The sequence below is a fragment of the Arthrobacter sp. ok909 genome (assembly GCF_900104405.1).
Classification (GTDB): Bacteria; Actinomycetota; Actinomycetes; order Actinomycetales; family Micrococcaceae; genus Arthrobacter; species Arthrobacter humicola.
This window is the reverse complement of record NZ_FNJS01000034.1, coordinates 31,431-49,224: the sequence shown is the minus strand read 5'-3', so window position 1 is coordinate 49,224 and position 17,794 is coordinate 31,431. Positions and strand designations below refer to the sequence as shown.

Genomic DNA, 17,794 nt, shown 5'->3' with positions numbered 1-17,794 from the left:
TGAAGAACACCGGGGTGTTGTTGCCGACGAGGTCGTAGTTGCCCTCGGTGGTGTAGAACTTCACGGCGAACCCGCGGGGGTCGCGCCAGGTGTCGGGGGAGCCTGCCTCGCCGGCAACGGAGGAGAAACGGATGAGCATGTCCGTCTCGGTGCCGGGCTGGAACAGGGCGGCCTTGGTGTACTTCGAGACGTCCTCGGAGGTCTTGAAGGTACCGAAGGCGCCGCCGCCCTTGGCGTGGACAACACGCTCCGGGACACGTTCGCGGTTGAACTGCGCGAGCTTTTCGATCAGGTAGTGATCGGTCAGGATGATCGCACCGTCGGCGCCGACGGACTTGGAGTGCGCGTCGGACGTGACGGGAGCGCCGGACTGTGTCGTTGACACGGCGGGCACAGAGATGTTCTCAGTCATCATTCTCCTTTGGTTGGGTTTGTTAGTTTCGTTCGGAGGGAAGTTGTTGGGTGCGCTGGCAGTCCTGGCAGATGCCCTGGTACAGCACGTCCGCGATCTGGATGGTCATCGGCTTGGCGTTCGCGTCCCAATGCGGGGTGAGGCAGGGCGCGTGGCCCACGGCGCATTCGACGTCCTCCACTCGGCCGCAACTGATGCAGACGGCGTGGTGGTGGTTGTCGCCCACCCTGGTCTCGTACAGCGCAGGGGAGTGCGGGGGTTCGAACCGGCGCAGCATGTGCAGATCGGTGAGGTCGCCCAGGACCACATAGACGGACTGGGCGGTCAGGTCCGGCAGTTCCTGCCGGGCGGCGGCAAGGATCGCCTCCGCCGGCGAATGCGGGTGATGTTCGACGGCGGCCAGCACGGCCAGGCGTTGCTTGGTCACCCGACGGCCGTGGGCACGCAGGGCGGCCGCCCATGCGTCGTGGCTGCCCGAGGAATCCGTCATGGTCCCATTGAAGCACTTATTATGACTGTCTCACAATAAGGCAGGGCTAACTACGTCCGTCCTCGTCACAAGCCGCCCGGGCCGCCGCTAGAGTTGCCCGGTGGGGAAATTTCTGGCGGACATGACGCCGTTGCGCGAAAGTCCCGCCTTCCGCCGCCTGTGGCTTGGGTCCTCCGTCTCGGCCCTGGGCAGCCAGCTGACCGTGGTGGCCGTCAGCCTTGAGGTGTACCGGTTGACCCAGGACAGCCTCTATGTGGGCCTGCTGAGCATCTTCGCCCTCGTTCCGCTGGTGTTCGGGGGACTGCTGGGCGGCTCGATCGCCGACGCACATGACCGCCGCACGGTCGCCCTCCTGGCCTCGTCCGTCCTCTGGCTGACCACCGTCGCCCTGGCCCTGCAGGCGTGGCTGCAGCTGGGCAACGTGTGGCTGCTGTACGTCCTCGTGGCGGTGCAAAGCGGTGCCCAGGCCATCAACCAGCCGGCCCGCAGCGCCATCATCCCGGCCCTGGTCCGCAAAGAGCTGCTGCCGGCCGCCAACGCCCTGAGCATGATGAGCTTCGGCCTGACCATGACCGCCGGCCCGCTCCTGGCAGGCGTGCTCGTGGCCTGGATCGGTTTCGGCTGGACGTACACGATCGACGTCGTCAGCTTCGCCTTTGCGTTCTGGGCGCTCCTGAATCTGCCGCCCATGCCGCCCGGGAAACATGCCAGGCCGGCCGGGCTGCGTTCCGTGGTGGAGGGTTTCGGCTTCCTTGGCACCCGGCCCAACCTTCGCATGACGTTCGTGATCGACCTCGTGGCCATGATCTTTGCCCAGCCGCGAGCGCTGCTGCCTGCCATCGGCGCCCTGATGATCGGCGGCGGCGAGGCAACGGTAGGCATCCTGCTGGCCGCCACGGCCGTCGGGGCGTTCCTGGCCGGCCTGTTCTCGGGGCCGCTGGGTCGGGTTCGCCGGCAGGGTGCCGCCGTCGTGTGGTCCGTGATGGGCTGGGGCGCTTCCATCGTGGCGTTCGGCCTGGTGGTTGTCCTCGCGGGGCATACCGGCGACGGCGGCGTGACGGTGTGGCTGCTGCCCGCCGCCTTGTGCTGCGCGCTCGCCGGCATCGCGGATTCCGTCAGCGCCGTCTTCCGCACCACCATCCTGCAGGCCTCCACACCGGACCACCTGCGCGGACGGCTGCAGGGTGTGTTCGTGGTGGTGGTGGCCGGTGGACCCCGGATCGGGGACATGCTGGCCGGCGGCGCGACTAAACTTTGGAACGAGGGATGGGTCCTGTTGCTCGGCGGCGCGCTATGCATTGCCGTAGCCTGGACGGCGGCCCGCCTGCAGTCGGGATTCCTGCGCTACGACGCGCGGAACCCTGTGCCGTAGCGGTTCGTTTTCCTTGGTAGGTCTGTGAACTGCAGGTCAGTGAAATACGGGTCATCAGGAGGACCAGTGCATCAGCATCACAACGGACTGAAGACCGCGGCCCTTTTCGGGGTCCTGTGGGCGGTGCTGTTGGGTCTGGGCGCTTTCATCGCGGCCGGGACGCGCAGTGCCGCGCCGATCTGGATCATGGCCCTGGTCGGCATCGGCACCACGGCCTATGGGTACTGGAACAGCGACAAGCTGGCCATTCGTGCCATGCAGGCCTATCCCGTCACGGAGGCCGAGGCGCCCCAGTTGTACCAGATCGTCCGGGAGCTGTCCGGCCGGGCCAACCAGCCGATGCCGCGCATCTACGTCTCGCCCACCATGGCGCCGAATGCCTTCGCCACCGGCCGGAACCCGCAGAACGCCGCCGTCTGCTGCACCGAGGGCATCATGCGGCTGCTGGACGCCCGCGAACTGCGCGGCGTCCTGGGCCATGAACTGATGCACGTCTACAACCGGGACATCCTGACGGCGTCGGTGGCCGCCGCCGTCGCCGGCGTCATCACGTCGGTGGCGCAGATGATGCTGCTGTTCGGCGGCGGGGACCGCCGCAACGCAAACCCGTTTGCCGCGATCGCCATGGCCTTGCTGGCCCCGTTCGCTGCCTCCCTGATCCAGATGGCCATCTCCCGCACGCGTGAGTACGACGCCGACGAGGACGGATCGTCGCTGACCGGCGATCCGCTGGCGCTCGCCTCAGCCCTGCGCAAGATCGAGCAGGGCGTGCAACTGGCGCCGTTGCCGCAGGACCAGAAGCTCGTCAACGCCTCGCACATGATGATCGCCAACCCGTTCCGCGGCGCAGGCGTGGCCAAGATGTTCTCCACCCACCCGCCGATGGCGGAGCGGATCGACCGGCTCGAGCGGATGGCCGGCCGCCCGCTCAGCTGACGTTAGCTGCGGTCTGGCGACGCGCGGATACGTTCGCGACACGCAAAAGAGCTGGCGACACCGGAACTCCGGTGTCGCCAGCTCTTTTGCGCGTCGTGAGGAAAATTGCGCCGGGGTGGGACCGCTAGCTGCGGAAGTTCACAAACTGCAGGTCGGCCTCGTCGAAGCCTTTCAGCAGGTTCATGGTTTCCTGGAGATCGTCGCGGGACTTGGACGTCACCCGGAGCTCGTCGCCCTGGATCTGCGACTTGACGGACTTGGGGGCCTCGTCGCGGATCAGCTTGTTGATCTTCTTGGCGAGGTCCTGGGCAATGCCCTCCTTGATGGAGGCCTCGAGCCGGAATTCCTTGCCGGAGGCGTAGGGCTCGCCCGTGTCGAGGGACTTCAGCGAGATGCCGCGGCGGATGAGCTTTGACTGCAGCACGTCCAGCACTGCCAGCACCCGCTCCTCGGAGTTGGCCTTCATGAGGATCTTCTCGCCGCTGAAATCGACTTCGGCGCCGACGCCCTTGAAGTCGTAGCGCTGGGCAATTTCCTTCTGCGCCTGGTTCAGCGCGTTGGCGACTTCCTGCTTGTCTACCTTGCTGACGACGTCGAACGTGGATTCGCCTGCCATGACTGTCCTCCTGATGGTTGCCGGGTGCCTGGTGAAAGGCCGGGATGTCTGCATTCCAGCCTAATACGGATACCCCCGATCCGGAGGCCCGCCGGCGGGGCTACGTTTCACAGTCCCTTCATAGCTAACTCCGTGCGGGAACGAAGCCGGGCTGAGCAGAGTTGCAAGGGTTGGAACCGACGCTGAAAGGCAAAGAGCATGCACAACAAAGCCGTCCGCTACGTCACCCGCACCACCGCCGCCGCTGCCAGCACCCTGGCCACGACGGCGACTTCCGTTGCCGCCGCCGCGCTGGCGGCCTCCATTATTCTGAGCCCGGCCGCGGATGCCTCGGCCCGCCTGGACGGCGTCCACGCCGATCTGGCCCGCGCCGTTCAGCTGAACCAGGTCACTGCGGAGCAGGCGGCGCGTTTCGAGGCCCGACTGGCCGGACGCATTCTCGGAGACGCCTGAATTTCCGGGCTTTTTGGCTCTGCAAGACGCCGATTCGATTCTTCGGCGGAAGTTCTGTAAAGTTGTCTTGCCCGCGGGTTCTGGAAGCGGAACGGACTGGAAACAGACGTTCCGGGGCTAGGGACCGCGAGTGATCTTCTTTTGAAGTTCGGCAGATTACCCGAGCGGCCAAAGGGGGCTGACTGTAAATCAGCTGGCAACGCCTACGGGGGTTCGAATCCCTCATCTGCCACCCAAGCAAAGGGCTCTACTTCCTAGCAATAGCAAGGAAGTAGGGCCCTTTGCCATTTCCCGGGCATGGTGTGTGGGCACCTTTGTGAGCGCGCTTACCTGTGAAACGGACCGCAAGCCGCCCCGTCATGTTTCCTGCGTGAGGATGCGTTACGGTTGCTGGTCGGCGGCTTTGGGTACGTCCTCCAGCACGGATCGGTCAAAGAAACGGACCTCGCCCGTTGCCTGGAAAAACACCGGAACCACAGAAGTGCTCGGGTCTTTTGAAGTTTCGTATATCTCGGGCGCGCTCCCGTGTTTTCGCGCAATGGTTCCGACCATGTCGGTGCCGCGAACTCTGACGGTTCGATACTTGTAGCTGATGTGAACCCCTCCTAGTGAGTTGAGTCACACGTTACTCCACGATGGCGGGCCAGTGGCCCGTTGCCGGAATTTGCGGCCAGGCGACGGCGCCCACTGTGCCACCAGAAGTGTCCGTTCCGATCCTGGGGGATAGCCCTTTAGGGTGAGGAGCGAAAATGCTCAGTCGGTCGGCGCATTCGGGATCGTCACTGTTGAACCGGCGGGCGGAATCCATTCGCCGCCGGTGAGCAAGTCCAGATTGGCCATCCGCAGTGCATGGAGCGGGACGCCGTAGCGGCTCGCGATGCCCGACGGGGTGTCCCCGGGGACCGTCCTGTAAAGCAGCCGTCCCTGGCCGTCCTGCCCGGTGACGTGGCCGCCGGCCCCCAGCTGCGGGACGTCCACGCCTCGGAGATCGACCATCTGCCCCGCGGCAAGCGGCGCCGGTTGGTTGAAGCTCCTGAGGATCTCGGGAGTCATCCGGAAGTGGGCGGCGATGCCCTCCCAGGTGTCGCCGTCGGCGGCCGTATAGCGCATGGGTAGGAAGTAGCCATTCATCTCCGTTATCCCCGACAGGACCGCCGGAGGCGGGGAGGCTGCCGGGGGTGATGCAGGCACCGCGGCCGCCGGCCGCCCCGCCGCGGGTCCGCCGGACGCGTCCGCACCGGAACCGCACGCGGTCAGCAAACCGGCCAAGAATGCGGCAAGAATCGCAGTGGCGGGCACGAGGCGACTGGCGCCGGGACCGTGACTCACGTTGGTGTCCTGTCATTCGGGGCCTCCCCCCGAGGCCCGCTGCCGCCGATTATTCCATACGTTAGATGAAACCTGTTTTCCGGCGGGCCCGTTGACCGGGTTAGGTATAGTGCCCGTCATGGACGATAAGGCGATCTTGCACCGTTACCTGAGCACCCGCCGCGCCGACCTCCTCGGCAAGCTTGAGGGCCTGAGCGAGTACGACGTGCGCCGGCCGCTCACTCCGACCGGCACCAACCTGCTGGGCCTGGTCAAGCACGTGGCCAGCGTCGAATTCGGCTACTTCGGCGAGGTCTTCGGCCGGCCCGGCAGCCTGGAGCTGCCGTGGTTGGCCGACGATGCAGAGCCGGATGCCGACATGTGGGCTGCCCCCGGCGAGACACGGGAGCAGATCGTCGAGTTGCACCGGTTCGCTGCCGCGCACAGCGACGCCACAATCCATGACCTGGCCCTGGACGCGCCCGGCGTTGTGCCCTGGTGGCCGGACGAGCGCAAGCACGTGACCCTGCACCAGATCCTCGTCCACATGTGCGTCGAGACTGCCCACCACCTTGGCCACGCGGACATCCTGCGTGAGCTCATCGACGGGAGCGCCGGCCAACGGCTGAATGACCCGAACCTCTCGGCGCGCACCCCCGAAGGGTGGGCTGTTCACCGGGCCCGGATCGAAGCGGCCGCCGCGGCCGCCGAAGCCCTGGCGGCCAATGATTGATTGCTGGAAACACCCGGCTTTTCTGCAAGCCAAATCTCAGTTTTTGGGGCGGGGGCATCGTAGGGTTGTCGTTTCCCTGTGGTGATGTGGTTCCCGGCTGTGAAGCCCGCTGGGTGTGCAGCACGGATGATGAAATTCTGGTCAAAGTGGCAGCCCACGCTGCGACCGCCCACGGCCTGGAGGAGCTGCCGGCCGACGTCGTACAGTCCGTCCACAGAGCCATCGTCCCCGTTAGTTGATTCACGAGGCAGGCGGTCTCCCGCCCGGCGCCGGGTCCGCCCCGGGCTGGAAAGAGCATCTGGCGGCCGCCTGCCGCGGCGAAGGTCTTTCCGCGGCCTACCAGCCCATTGTTGACGCTCGCGGCGCGTCCCACGTTGCCGCCAAACTGCTTCCTGACGCTCAACGTCTCACCTGAACTGCTCCTGACGGAGAGCATCCGCGAGATCTGGCGCGATCAGGGAAACCTTAGCGGGCTCGTGGTTGAGCTCACGGAGCAAACTCCGATCGACGCCTATCTGGAGCTGGAACCTGACCTCAACCAGCTGCGCGCCGCAGGCGCCCTGATCGCCGTCGACGACGCCGGAGCCGGCTATGCGGGGCTCCGTCACCTCCTTGCCCTGCGGCCCTCGCTGATCAAGATCGACCGCCAGCTCATCCAGGACGTCGACCGCGACGAAGCCAAGCGCGCGCTGATCTCTAGGCTCGGAACTTTTGCCAGCCGCGTCGATGCCTGGATCCTGGCCGAAGGCGTGGAACGGGTGGAAGAACTGGACGCCCCTGCCGCCCTCGGCGTTCCCCTGGTGCAGGGGTATTGCCCGGCCCGACCGGGGCCGGCATGGGAAGCGCTCGACCTTGACATCGCCCACCGCCCGGCGTCAAAACCGCCCGTGACGCACCGAGGCATTATCCGCGACATCGTGGAACCTGCGACGACGGCCACTAGCGCGGCGACGGCGGCCGCCGCCTTTGACGGTAACCCTGCCCTGGAGTCGGTTGTGCTGATGGGGGAGTACATGCGGCCCGTCGCGGTGCTCGATCCCTCGGCCGCGGCGCTGGGGATGGTGAGCCCGGGCATGCGGGTCAACCTGGACACACCGCTCAGCGAGGCACTGGCGCGGTCCATGACGCGGACCCAGGACAGCCCCTTTGACCCCCTGCTCGTCACGGACAACGCGGGACGCTTTGCCGGCATCGCCCGCATGGAACGGATGATCACGGCCCTCGCCGCGGCCGACACCTAACCCGTGCCCGGGGCCGGAGGTGCCGGTAGCCCCGCTGCGCCCGCCGGCTCCCTACCCCTCCAGCAACTGGTCCGTGGCCGAGTCCGGGGCGCCGTCGTAGTAGCGGTCCAGGACGTCGCGGAACACGGACTCTCCGGGGGCGGCCCGCAGGAACAACGTCATGGACGAGTGCAGCTTCCGGGCATCGATGCCTCCAAAGATCTGCACCGCGGACCGTCCCTGCACGGCAGCCACAGCGGCGGCGACGTCCACGAGCCGCGGGCCCAGGACCGCGTGCCGGTAATAAGCCCGCGCCTCGTCCAGCGATGAGATGGCATACCTGCGGGCGGTCTCGCTGTGGCCAAGCCCGGCGAGCTGGGGGAACACAAACCACATCCAGTGGCTCCGCTTCGCGCCGGACCTCAGCTCCGCCAGGGCCTGCCCGTACGTCCCACCGGAGTCCTGGGCAGTTACGAACCGTTCAAGATCGTAGGGGTCTTCCATGCTCGCTAGGCTACGTCGCCGGGGTGCAACGCGACAGCCCGGACGCTCGTGAACGGGTCCTTCGGCCGGGGCGATATGGTCCGACCCCGGCGTATCGTGTCCGCTATGACGAGCGTCTTGGAGATGGCCGGGGTTGTGAAGCGGTTTGGGCCGGTGGTTGCCCTGAACGGGCTGGACTTTTCAGTCGAAGCGGGCGAGGTCCACGGTTTCCTGGGCCCCAACGGCTCAGGGAAGTCGACAACCATCCGTCTGTTGCTGGGCATGCTCCGCGCCAACGCGGGCTCCATCCGGGTCATGGGCTTTGACCCGTGGAGCGACGTCGCGAGCCTGCACCGGCGGTTGGCCTACGTCCCCGGGGATGTGGCGTTGTGGCCCAACCTGACCGGCGGTGAAGTGATCGATCTGCTCGGGCGGCTCCAGGGCGGGCAGGACGCTGCCCGGCGGGACCGGCTCCTGGAGATATTCGATCTCGACCCGACGAAGAAGTCCCGGGCGTATTCCAAAGGCAACCGGCAGAAAGTGGCCCTGATCGCCGCGCTGGCCACCGACGCCGAGCTTTTCCTGCTGGACGAGCCCACCAGCGGCCTGGACCCGCTCATGGAGGACGCCTTCCGCCAATGTGTCCGGGAATTGCGGAACCAGGGCCGCACAGTCCTGCTCAGCAGCCACATCCTGAGCGAAGCCGAGGCGCTTTCGGACCGTGTCAGCATCATCCGTGAGGGCCGGGTGGTGGAGACCGGGCGGCTTGAGGAGCTCAGGCACCTCACCCGGACCTCCGTCACCGCCGACGTCGCGGCCGTACCGGCAGGGTTGGATGCCCTGCCGGGGGTCCACGACGTCGTCGTCACGAACCATCGGGTCAGCGCCCAAGTGGAACCGTCCGGCCTGGCCCCGCTGATGCGGGCCCTGACCGACGCCGGGCTCCTCGCGCTGACCAGCCAGCCGCCAACCCTCGAAGACCTGTTCCTGCGCCACTATGGCGCGGCGGTGCCCGCGGTTGCGGCCGGGGCGAGCAGCGGGCGGCCCGGTGATGCGTGAAACGTTGGCGGGGACGGGCATCCTGATCCGGCTCGGACTCCGGCGCGACCGCTGGCTGCTGCCGGCATGGATCGCCGGATTCGCCGTCACGACCTATTCAACCGCCGCGGCCGGCGCAGAGCTGTACCCCGATGTCGGGAGCCGGGTCGAAGCCGCGACAGCCCTGAACGCCACGGCATCGCTAGTGGCACTGTTCGGCAGGGTCTACGACCCCACGTCCCTGGGCGCGCTGTCCCTGATCAAGTACACGGCGTTCATGGCCGCCATCCTCGCCGTCCTCATGGTCTTCATCACCATCCGGCATACGCGCAGCGACGAAGAGTCCGGGCGGCTCGAGCTCCTCGGCGGAGGGCGGCTGGGGCGCGATGCCCCGCTCGCCGCGGCCCTCGCCATCAGCTTCGGCGCGAGCCTTGTCCTCGGGCTGGTCACGGTCGTGACGTTGGCCGCCGGCGGCCTTCCCGCCGCCGGCTCGCTCGCGTTCGGACTCGGCTGGGCCGCCACCGGCATGGCCTTCAGCGCCGTGGCCGGGGTGACCGCCCAGCTGACTGCCAGTGCGCGGGCCGCCACGGGACTGAGCCTCGGCGTTGTCGCGGTGACCTACGCGCTGCGCGCGGTGGGGGATCTCGCAGAGCCGGGGCCGTCAGCCCTGTCCTGGCTTTCGCCGATCGGCTGGAACCAGCAGATCCGGGCCTTTGCCGGAGACCGGTGGTGGGTGCTAGCCCTGCCGCTGGCACTCTGCGCAGCCCTCGTGCCGGTCGCGCTGGTCCTTCGTGCCCGCCGGGACCTCGGCGCGGGGCTGCGGGAGGAACGCCCCGGCCCGGCGCGCGGCTCACTCAACGGCGTCTGGGACCTCGCCGTGCGCCTCCAGTTCCGTCTCCTTGCGGCGTGGGCGGTGGCATTCGTGGCGTTCGGCGTCGTGATCGGATCGCTGGCCGGCAACGTCACGGACCTGCTGAGTTCCCCCAACGCCCAGGACCTGATCAGGATGCTGGGCGGGACCCAGGCCATGACGGACGCCTTCATCGCCGCAGAGATCAGCATCATGGGACTGCTTGCCGCTGCCTACGGGCTGTCCGCAGCCAACCGGCTCCGCGACGAGGAAACGGACGGCCACGTGGAGGCGCTGCTGGGCACGGCCACCACCCGGCCGCGGTGGGCGACAAGCCATTTCGCCTTCGCGCTCGCCGGCGTCGCCGTGCTCATGCTGCTGTCCGGATTGTCGGTCGGGGCCGGCGCCGCCATGGTCCTGTCCGACGGAAATCAGCTGGGGCGCATCACGGTGGCCTCCGCGGCACAGATCCCCGCGGCCTGGGTCATGACCTCAGTAGTCCTGGCCGTGTTCGGCTGGGCGCCCCGGCTCACCGGGACGGTCTGGGGGCTGCTGCTGCTCTTCGTCGCCCTGGGCGAGTTTGGCGTCCTGTGGAACGCCCCGGAGTGGGTGATGGAGCTCTCCCCGTTCCGGCATTCACCGCTGCTCCCCCTGGATTCCGGCTCCGTGTGGCCGGTGCTGGGACTCACCGTGACGGCCGCGGCGCTGGCCGCGCTCGGCTACGCCGGCTGGCGGCGCCGGGATCTGGCCACGTGAACACAGCCGAACCGCCCCTGTTCGCCGCCCTGTTCCCCATACGGGGGCGGCGGTAGTATCAACTTCGAGAGCCGTTGGCGCACCTCAGAAACGACCGGGCGCCGCTCTCGGGCCGAGTCGGAGGGCGGATGCAGGACGCATACGGGCTATATACCCCGACCACATTGGTGGAAATCGGGCTCCTGCTGGCGACCTTTGTCCTCTGCTCCCTGATCGGCGTCGAGCGGCAGGTCCGGCAAAAGGTCGCGGGCTACCGCACCCATGTCCTGGTCGGCCTCGGATCGTGCACTTTCACTCTCATTTCCGCCTACGGGTTCTCCGCCGCACTGGCCCCCGGGGCCACCATGGACCCGGCCCGCATTGCCGCCCAAATCGTCAGCGGCATCGGCTTCCTCGGCGCCGGCGTGATTTTCAAGGGACGGAACGTTGTCCGGGGCCTCACCACGGCCGCGAGCATCTGGGTAGCGGCCGCCGTCGGCATGGCATGCGGCGCCGGGATGCTTTCCCTGGCACTCTCGCTGACCGCCTTCCACCTCATCACCTTGTATGTGGTCTCTCCCGGGGTCCGCAGGATCCCCACCAAGGACGCCAACAAGATCCTGCACCTGGGCTACGCCGACAACCAGGGCGTGCTCAGGGAGGTCTTGGCAATCGCCACCAACATGGGCTTCAGCTCCTCGATCCTGAGCACCAGCAAAGCGGGAACCGAACAAAAACCGATCGTCCTCATGGACATCCGCTTCCACGGGCACCTACCGCTGCGCGAGCTCGTCCCCTACCTTCTGGACGTGCCCGGCGTGAAGAGCGTCACCGTGCACGGTGCCGACGCGAACGAGGACGACGACGGTGGCTGACAACCTCCCGCTTCGAGACCCCCGGGTTGACGCGTTCATCACGGCACTGCCGGACTGGCAGCAAGAGATCTGCCGCCAGGTGCGCGAACTTGTCCATGCCGCCGACCCGGCCGTCGCCGAGACCATCAAGCGCACCACTCAGCCTTACTTCGTCCTCGAGGGCAACATTTGCGCCCTCCTGGCGGCCAAGGACCACGTCAACGTCTTCCTCTACGACGGCGGAATCGTCCCGGACCCGGAGGGGATCATCACGGGCGGGCACGACAACAAGACCGCACGCACTATCGCTTTCCGCCAGGGTGAATCCATCCCCGGGCAGGCCCTCACCGCGATGCTCCGGCAGATCATCGCGGACAACCGGGCAGGCGGCTGGCGGAAACTCAAACCCGGCGGCTGAAGCTGACCGCCGGGCCCGGCCAGGCCAACCGGGACGCCGAAGCATGACGACCATTCCCGCACTGCCGCGCCGTAGATTGAAGCCATTCGGCATGACCGTTAGAGTCGCCGGATGACCGAGAACAGCATCGCTTTGACGGGCACAGTGCGCGTGCGGGTGCTGCACAGGTCCGACGCCGGCCGGCTGGCCCAGGCCTACCTCCGGAACCGGGAGCACTTGGCGCCCTGGGAACCTGTGCGGGCCGAGGAATTCTTCACCGCCGACGGGCAGGCCGCCAGCATCGAGTCCAAACTCGGGTTGTTCATCGCGGGATCGGACGTGCCGTGGGTTCTCGTGGACGGTTCCCGCATCGTCGGGGTGATGAACCTCAGCGGGATTGTCCGCGGGCCGTTCCTCAGCGCCCACCTCGGCTACTGGGTGGACAAGGACATGACAGGACAGGGGATTGGCTCGGCCGCCGTGGAATTCGCCGTCGGGGCCGCCCATGCCGAGCTCGGACTGCACCGGCTGCAGGCCGCCACCCTCCGGCACAACGCCGCATCCCAGCGAATCCTGAAACGGGCCGGCTTCGAAGAAATCGGCCTGGCCCCCAGGTACCTCCGGATTGCCGGATCCTGGCAGGACCACGTCCTGTTTCAGCGGATCCTGTTCTGATTGCAGCCGTTCCGGGTGCGCCCGCGTCCTTTGGTGCCCTGCACCATGTTGAGCTCTGGGTGCCGGACCTTGAGCGGGCCAGGGACCAGTGGGGCTGGCTCCTGGGCCGGCTGGGCTACGAGGCCTACCAGGACTGGGCTCACGGGTGCAGCTGGCGGCGGGGGCCCACGTATATCGACGTCGAGCAATCTCCGGCCCTGACCGGGAACGTCCACGACCGCACCGCGCCGGGGCGGAACCATCTGGCCTTCAGCGCGGGGACCCGGGACCAGGTGGACGCCATGGCGGCCGAGGGCCTGAACCTGGGCTGGACCGAACTGTTTCCGGACAAATACCCGCACGCAGGCGGCCCCGGCCACTTCGCCGCCTACCTCGTGAACACGGACGGCTACCAAGTGGAGTTGATTGCGGCAGACTGATCGCGTTGGTGCCCTACGGGTTGGTTGGCGGGGGCGCCTGTTCGGCCTTAAGTTCCTCGCCGTGGGCGATGATCGCGTAGATGATCAGCACGTCCATGGCGATGACGATGACGGACCACCACGGCTGTGCCGGAATGAGCATCAGTTGAACGACCGCGCTGAAGCCCGCTACGACAACACCAACGACTCGAGCCCACGTTGCACCGGAGAAGAGCGCGACGGCGGTGAGGATCAAGAGCACCCCGAGAGCTAGATTCCACCAGCCCCACCCCTTCGCGTCGAAGATGAACAGCGTGCCTGGGGTCGCCAAATAGTAGGTGTCAGGACCGGTGAGAGCGACGAGGCCTTGAAGGCCGCTGAAGACGCCGTTGATGATTAGAATTACTCCGGCGAAACGGACCCAGCCGGTCCAGCCAGTCGAAGCAACAGGATGATGGGCAGTAGTCATAGTGCCGACCGCTTTCCGTTGAATGCTCTGCCGTCGGCCTCATGGTCGGCGCAGTCGTGGCGTGAAGCTAGTACCGATTCCGATTATGTTCCTCACCGTCCGTGCCGGTCAATCACTACAGAAACTTTGGAACCGCCGTGGCGTTCGGTCCGGTTCTGTCCGCGCACCGACGGACTCCGGCGACGCCGCCCGCCTCGCCCGGCCCCGCGGCGCGGGCAGCGAGCAAGTTCGGCGTCGGCCAAGGCTGGCGCAGACGCGCCGGGCCCATTGCGATTGCTTCGGATCCGGGTACTTTGAAGCCATGACCATCATCCTTGTCGGCGGAGGCCCGGACACCGTGACCATTCCCGCCGTCTTCGACCGGTTCGTCAGGGAACTCCGGCACCGGGCCCCCGGCAGGGTCCCGCGCGTCGCCGTCGTTCTCTTTGACCACGAGGGCAGCTCTGAGTATTTCCTGCCCGCCTATGTGGGGCCGCTGGAATCCCGGATCGACTGCAAGGTGCTCCCGGTCCTGCTCCGCTTCAACAAAGAGGCGAATCCGGCCGCGTTCGACGACGTCGACGGAATCGTGGTCGGGGGCGGCCCGACGCCGGCCTACCTGGAGGGCCTCCTGCCGTCCGCGGTGGCCATCCGCCGTGCGGTCTCGGAGGGTGTGCCGTACATGGGGTTCTCCGCCGGGGCGATGGTGGCCCCGGCGCGGGCGATCGTGGGCGGATACCGGATCAGGGGCACCGAGGTCTGCGCGATGGACTGTTCCGAGGGGCTCGAGGAAGTGGAGATCCGCGACGGGCTGGGCCTGGTGCCCTTCGCCGTCGACGTCCATGCCGCGCAGGCCGGAACACTCAGCCGGGCCGTCGGTGCCGTGGCGAAGGGACTCGTGGACCACGCGGCCGCCGTCGATGAGAACACCGCCCTGGTGCTGCACCACGCCGACCTGCAGCAACTCGACGTGATCGGCACCGGGAACTGCTGGACGATTCGCGGGGCCGGACCCAAGGCCACCGTCTCGGTGCTGTCCGCACACAGCTAGCCTGCGGACGCGGGGCACCTTGGGCCGTACCCCTTGGCACCGTTGTTACTCGCGGGTAACATTGCCTCATGCACCTCCTGCTCCGTACCCTCCTGCTGCTGTTCACGGCCTCGCGCCGCCCGCCGCTGAGCATCTGGGAAAGTTCGTCCCTACCGCTGCGCGTGTTGCCCACGGACATCGACATAGCCATGCACGTGAACAACGGCATGTACTTCTCGCTCATGGACCTCGGGCGCTTCGACCTCATGGCCCGCAGCGGAACCTGGAAGAAGATGCGCCGACGGGGCTGGACCCCCGTGGCCGCGGGGGAAACCATCGCCTTCCGCCGTTCGCTGCAGCTCTGGCAGCAGTACACCATCGAATCCAAGATTATCGGCCTTGACTCAAAAGCCATCTACTTCGAGCAGCGGATGGTGGTGGACGCCGAAGTCTATGCCCGCGCCTACATCGCGACCCGGCTGGTCAGCAAGGGCAAGCCTGTCAGCCAGGAGGAGATCATCCGCGAATTCGGCGCCCCGCCAGCGGATCTGGAGCTGCCTGAGTGGATCCACGAATGGCGCGAAACCAACGCCCTGCCCGGCGCCAGGCGTCCGGCGCCGCACGCCTGGACCTGACGGGCGCACGCGCCGGCCAGGATGTGCCAACAGCGAAATGCCGGGGACATTCCCGGACTGCTCCCGTACCGTTGACTCATGGCTACCGTAGACATCACAGGTGAACAGTTCGCATCGACCGTCGAGGATAACGACATCGTCCTCGTCGATTTCTGGGCCGAATGGTGCGGCCCGTGCAAGCAGTTTGGCCCCACGTACTCAGCAGTCTCCGAGAAGCACCCGGACGTGGTCTTCTCCAAGGTGGACACCGAGGCCGAGCAGCAGCTCGCTGCCGAGGCCGGCATCACCTCGATCCCCACGCTGATGGCCTTCCGCGAAAAGGTCCTGGTGTTCTCGCAGCCCGGCGCCCTGAACGCCCAGCAGCTGGAGCAGGTGGTGGACGCCGTCAAGGCCCTGGACATGGAAGAGGTCCACGCGCATGTTGCCCGCTCCCAGGCCGAGGCCGCTGCCTCGGCGCCCACGCAGGACGGCACCCAGATCCCGGACGCCTAAACCTCCGCCAACGCAAGCAACGCGGGGTCACTCCGCGCCCATAAATCCTTCAAGGATGGGCGCGCGGTGACCCCGCGTTGTCGTTGAGGTGGTGGGTCAGAGCTTTTCGAGGATGGCAGGCTGGGCCAGCAGCGCGCTGAGGGATTCGTTCAGGTCCTGCACGGCGGTGCCCTTGGAGTGCTTGTCCAGGTCCTCCTGGCTTGCCCACCGTTCGGTCAGGACAAGTTTGTCCTCGTTGGCCTCGGTGAGTTCGTAGCGGATACAACCGGGCTCGTTGACCACCTCGTCAATCGCGATCTCCAGCGCGAGCTTCACGCGGAAGAATTCGCCGTCGTTGGGGATGAAGGTGGCCAGGAGGTCAATGGGAGCGCTCATGGCAATTACCCTACCGGGCGTCCGCGCCGGTACCGGAAGATGGCCGGAAAATTTCATAGGACTTCCAAGCTTTGCTCTTCTCTTGCCTCCGCACACAAGGTAGCGTCACACCATGCTTGCTTACACAGGCGGGGACACTGACGTCCCGCTGCTCGAGGAAACCATTGGCGCGAACTTCGAACGGATCGCGGCGCGGTTCCCGTATCACGATGCCCTGATCGAGGCGGCCGCAGTGCCCGGCGAAGAGGCCCGGCGGTGGAGCTATACCAAGCTGAACGACGACGTCGACCGCCTGGCCCGAGCGCTCCTGGCCCTGGGCGTCGCGAAGGGCGAGCGGATCGGCATCTGGAGTCCCAACTGTGCCGAGTGGACCATCCTGCAGTACGCGACGGCGAAGACCGGGGCGATCCTGGTCAACGTCAACCCCGCCTACCGCAGCCACGAGCTCGAGTTCGTGGTCAAACAGAGCGGCATGCGCATGCTGGTCACGGCGCCGTCGGATAGGAACAGCGACTACACCGGCATGGCACGCCAGGCGTTGGCAGCCTGCCCGGAGCTGCGCGAGCTCGTCTTCCTCCCGGACGCCGGCGCGGAAGGTCTCACCGCCGGCGAACCCCAGAACGAGGCGGAGCGGACATACGCCGAACTGCTCAAGCGGGCTGACGACGTCGGACACTCCGCGCTGCAGGCGCGCATGGCGGCGCTGGATCCGCACGACCCCATCAACCTGCAGTACACCTCCGGCACCACGGGCTTCCCCAAGGGCGCCACGCTGACGCACCACAACATCCTCAACAACGGCTATTCGATCGGCGAGCAGCTCGGCTACACCGAACACGACCGCGTCGTGATCCCGGTGCCGTTCTATCACTGCTTCGGAATGGTGATCGGGAACCTGGCGGCGCTCAGCCACGGAGCCGCCACGATCATCCCCGGCCGGTCGTTCTCGCCGGCCGCGGCGCTGGAAGCCGTGCAGGACTTCGGCGGAACGTCCCTCTACGGTGTGCCCACCATGTTCATCGCCGAGCTCGCCCTGCCGGACTTCGCCTCCTACGACCTCTCGACGCTGCGCACGGGCGTCATGGCCGGATCGCTGTGCCCGATCGAGGTGATGAACCGGGTCATCTCCGAAATGAACATGAAAGACGTCGCCATTTGCTACGGGATGACGGAGACCTCGCCGGTGTCCACAATGACCCGGAGCCTGGACACGATGGCCCAGCGGACCGAGACCGTGGGCCGGACCATGCCGAACCTGGAGAGCAGGATCGTGGACCCGGTCACGGGGGAGGTGCTGGAGCGCGGCGGGATCGGCGAACTCTGCACGCGCGGCTACGCCGTGATGCTGGGGTACTGGAACCAGCCGGACAAGACGGCCGAGGCGATCGACGCCGACGGGTGGATGCACACCGGGGACCTCGCCCGGATGGACCAGGACGGGTATGTGGTGATCGAGGGCCGGATCAAGGACATGGTGATCCGCGGTGGCGAGAACGTCTATCCGCGCGAAATCGAGGAATTCCTCTACACCCATCCGGACATCCAGGACGTTCAGGTGATCGGCATCCCGGACGCCAAGTATGGCGAGGAACTAATGGCGTGCGTCATCATGAAACCCGGGGCCGCGCCGCTGGATGCCGCCGGCCTGGCCGAGTTCTGCCGCGGCCAGCTGGCGCACTACAAGATTCCGCGCTACGTCGACGTCCGGGAAAGCTTCCCCATGACCGTCTCCGGCAAGATCCGCAAGGTGGACATGCGCCAGGAGGCCGCGGCCCGCCTGGGACTCTAACCGCGTTGCTGGTGGTGGCCGGGTCGGGCATGTTGTTTTGTGGCGGGGTGGTTCC

General features: G+C 66.9%; 23 protein-coding genes and 1 tRNA gene. 17 read left to right on the top strand and 7 right to left on the bottom strand.

Annotated features, from left to right (window positions below; translation table 11 throughout):
• Both BLR03_RS20130 and BLR03_RS20125 read right to left on the bottom strand, forming a co-directional pair.
• Positions 1-394 (bottom strand): catalase (locus BLR03_RS20130; RefSeq protein ID WP_139184616.1); only part of this gene is annotated, 394 nt, incomplete at its 3' end.
• Positions 395-434: 40 nt separating this feature from the next.
• Entirely contained in the window at positions 435-902 is a 468-nt protein-coding gene (locus tag BLR03_RS20125; RefSeq protein ID WP_091255988.1) for a Fur family transcriptional regulator, read from the bottom strand.
• A gap of 100 nt (positions 903-1,002) precedes the next feature.
• Here BLR03_RS20125 and BLR03_RS20120 point away from each other — a divergent pair, with 100 nt between their 5' ends.
• Entirely contained in the window at positions 1,003-2,274 is a 1,272-nt protein-coding gene (locus tag BLR03_RS20120) for an MFS transporter (protein ID WP_091255986.1), read from the top strand.
• Positions 2,275-2,340: 66 nt separating this feature from the next.
• On the top strand, positions 2,341-3,210 hold the full coding sequence (gene htpX, locus BLR03_RS20115; protein ID WP_091255984.1) for a zinc metalloprotease HtpX: 870 nt from the start codon (positions 2,341-2,343) through the stop codon (positions 3,208-3,210).
• A gap of 124 nt (positions 3,211-3,334) precedes the next feature.
• On the opposite strand, the gene BLR03_RS20110 is transcribed toward htpX, so the two are convergent.
• Positions 3,335-3,826, bottom strand: coding sequence for a YajQ family cyclic di-GMP-binding protein (locus BLR03_RS20110; protein ID WP_018773569.1), 492 nt, complete (start codon positions 3,824-3,826; stop codon positions 3,335-3,337).
• Between the two features lie 198 nt (positions 3,827-4,024).
• On the opposite strand from BLR03_RS20110, the gene BLR03_RS20105 reads away from it, so the two are divergent.
• The gene (locus BLR03_RS20105; protein ID WP_091255982.1) at positions 4,025-4,279 is read left to right on the top strand and encodes a hypothetical protein; all 255 of its coding nucleotides are present in this window, start codon (positions 4,025-4,027) and stop codon (positions 4,277-4,279) included.
• Positions 4,280-4,429: 150 nt separating this feature from the next.
• A tRNA-Tyr gene (locus BLR03_RS20100) sits at positions 4,430-4,511 on the top strand.
• 521 nt (positions 4,512-5,032) lie between these two features.
• On the opposite strand, the gene BLR03_RS20090 is transcribed toward BLR03_RS20100, so the two are convergent.
• Positions 5,033-5,410 (bottom strand): LysM peptidoglycan-binding domain-containing protein, encoded by a 378-nt coding sequence (locus BLR03_RS20090; RefSeq protein WP_091255975.1) that lies wholly within the window; start codon positions 5,408-5,410, stop codon positions 5,033-5,035.
• A 316-nt stretch (positions 5,411-5,726) separates the two neighbouring features.
• On the opposite strand from BLR03_RS20090, the gene BLR03_RS20085 reads away from it, so the two are divergent.
• The 3 genes from BLR03_RS20085 to BLR03_RS20075 all read left to right on the top strand — a co-directional run bounded on the left by BLR03_RS20085 (position 5,727) and on the right by BLR03_RS20075 (position 7,561).
• A complete protein-coding gene (locus BLR03_RS20085; RefSeq protein ID WP_091255973.1) occupies positions 5,727-6,320 on the top strand; it encodes a DinB family protein in 594 nt (197 codons plus the stop codon).
• The gene (locus BLR03_RS20080; protein ID WP_368086986.1) at positions 6,317-6,559 is read left to right on the top strand and encodes a DUF1059 domain-containing protein; all 243 of its coding nucleotides are present in this window, start codon (positions 6,317-6,319) and stop codon (positions 6,557-6,559) included. Before BLR03_RS20085 ends, BLR03_RS20080 begins: the two co-directional genes overlap by 4 nt.
• A gap of 111 nt (positions 6,560-6,670) precedes the next feature.
• A complete protein-coding gene (locus BLR03_RS20075) occupies positions 6,671-7,561 on the top strand; it encodes an EAL domain-containing protein (RefSeq protein ID WP_254788608.1) in 891 nt (296 codons plus the stop codon).
• Positions 7,562-7,612: 51 nt separating this feature from the next.
• Here the strand turns inward: BLR03_RS20075 and BLR03_RS20070 are convergent, their stop codons facing one another.
• On the bottom strand, positions 7,613-8,044 hold the full coding sequence (locus tag BLR03_RS20070) for a DUF1810 domain-containing protein (protein WP_091255971.1): 432 nt from the start codon (positions 8,042-8,044) through the stop codon (positions 7,613-7,615).
• Between the two features lie 105 nt (positions 8,045-8,149).
• Here BLR03_RS20070 and BLR03_RS20065 point away from each other — a divergent pair, with 105 nt between their 5' ends.
• The 6 genes from BLR03_RS20065 to BLR03_RS20040 all read left to right on the top strand — a co-directional run bounded on the left by BLR03_RS20065 (position 8,150) and on the right by BLR03_RS20040 (position 12,991).
• On the top strand, positions 8,150-9,082 hold the full coding sequence (locus BLR03_RS20065) for an ABC transporter ATP-binding protein (protein ID WP_091255970.1): 933 nt from the start codon (positions 8,150-8,152) through the stop codon (positions 9,080-9,082).
• Entirely contained in the window at positions 9,075-10,667 is a 1,593-nt protein-coding gene (locus tag BLR03_RS20060) for an ABC transporter permease (RefSeq protein ID WP_091255963.1), read from the top strand. The genes BLR03_RS20065 and BLR03_RS20060 overlap by 8 nt, the downstream gene beginning before the upstream one ends.
• A 128-nt stretch (positions 10,668-10,795) precedes the next feature.
• On the top strand, positions 10,796-11,521 hold the full coding sequence (locus BLR03_RS20055; protein WP_091255961.1) for an MgtC/SapB family protein: 726 nt from the start codon (positions 10,796-10,798) through the stop codon (positions 11,519-11,521).
• A complete protein-coding gene (locus BLR03_RS20050; protein WP_091255959.1) occupies positions 11,514-11,918 on the top strand; it encodes a DUF1801 domain-containing protein in 405 nt (134 codons plus the stop codon). The genes BLR03_RS20055 and BLR03_RS20050 overlap by 8 nt, the downstream gene beginning before the upstream one ends.
• A gap of 111 nt (positions 11,919-12,029) precedes the next feature.
• Positions 12,030-12,572 (top strand): GNAT family N-acetyltransferase, encoded by a 543-nt coding sequence (locus BLR03_RS20045; RefSeq protein WP_091255957.1) that lies wholly within the window; start codon positions 12,030-12,032, stop codon positions 12,570-12,572.
• Positions 12,572-12,991, top strand: a complete 420-nt coding sequence (locus BLR03_RS20040) for a VOC family protein (protein ID WP_175460631.1) — start codon at positions 12,572-12,574, stop codon at positions 12,989-12,991. Before BLR03_RS20045 ends, BLR03_RS20040 begins: the two co-directional genes overlap by 1 nt.
• Positions 12,992-13,004: 13 nt before the next feature.
• On the opposite strand, the gene BLR03_RS20035 is transcribed toward BLR03_RS20040, so the two are convergent.
• The gene (locus BLR03_RS20035; protein ID WP_237563235.1) at positions 13,005-13,439 is read right to left on the bottom strand and encodes a DUF7144 family membrane protein; all 435 of its coding nucleotides are present in this window, start codon (positions 13,437-13,439) and stop codon (positions 13,005-13,007) included.
• A 301-nt stretch (positions 13,440-13,740) separates the two neighbouring features.
• Between BLR03_RS20035 and BLR03_RS20030 the strand changes: the two genes are divergently transcribed.
• The 3 genes from BLR03_RS20030 (at position 13,741) to trxA (ending at position 15,575) form a co-directional block, all read left to right on the top strand.
• A complete protein-coding gene (locus BLR03_RS20030; RefSeq protein WP_091255955.1) occupies positions 13,741-14,469 on the top strand; it encodes a Type 1 glutamine amidotransferase-like domain-containing protein in 729 nt (242 codons plus the stop codon).
• Positions 14,470-14,537: 68 nt separating this feature from the next.
• Positions 14,538-15,083 (top strand): acyl-CoA thioesterase, encoded by a 546-nt coding sequence (locus BLR03_RS20025; protein ID WP_091255953.1) that lies wholly within the window; start codon positions 14,538-14,540, stop codon positions 15,081-15,083.
• Positions 15,084-15,161: 78 nt separating this feature from the next.
• Positions 15,162-15,575: a thioredoxin gene (trxA, locus tag BLR03_RS20020; RefSeq protein WP_091255952.1), complete on the top strand. Its 414-nt coding sequence runs from the start codon at positions 15,162-15,164 to the stop codon at positions 15,573-15,575.
• A 96-nt stretch (positions 15,576-15,671) separates the two neighbouring features.
• On the opposite strand, the gene BLR03_RS20015 is transcribed toward trxA, so the two are convergent.
• The gene (locus BLR03_RS20015) at positions 15,672-15,950 is read right to left on the bottom strand and encodes a putative quinol monooxygenase (protein ID WP_091255991.1); all 279 of its coding nucleotides are present in this window, start codon (positions 15,948-15,950) and stop codon (positions 15,672-15,674) included.
• A gap of 112 nt (positions 15,951-16,062) precedes the next feature.
• Here BLR03_RS20015 and BLR03_RS20010 point away from each other — a divergent pair, with 112 nt between their 5' ends.
• The gene (locus BLR03_RS20010) at positions 16,063-17,739 is read left to right on the top strand and encodes an AMP-binding protein (RefSeq protein WP_091255950.1); all 1,677 of its coding nucleotides are present in this window, start codon (positions 16,063-16,065) and stop codon (positions 17,737-17,739) included.
• Positions 17,740-17,794: the final 55 nt, after the last annotated feature.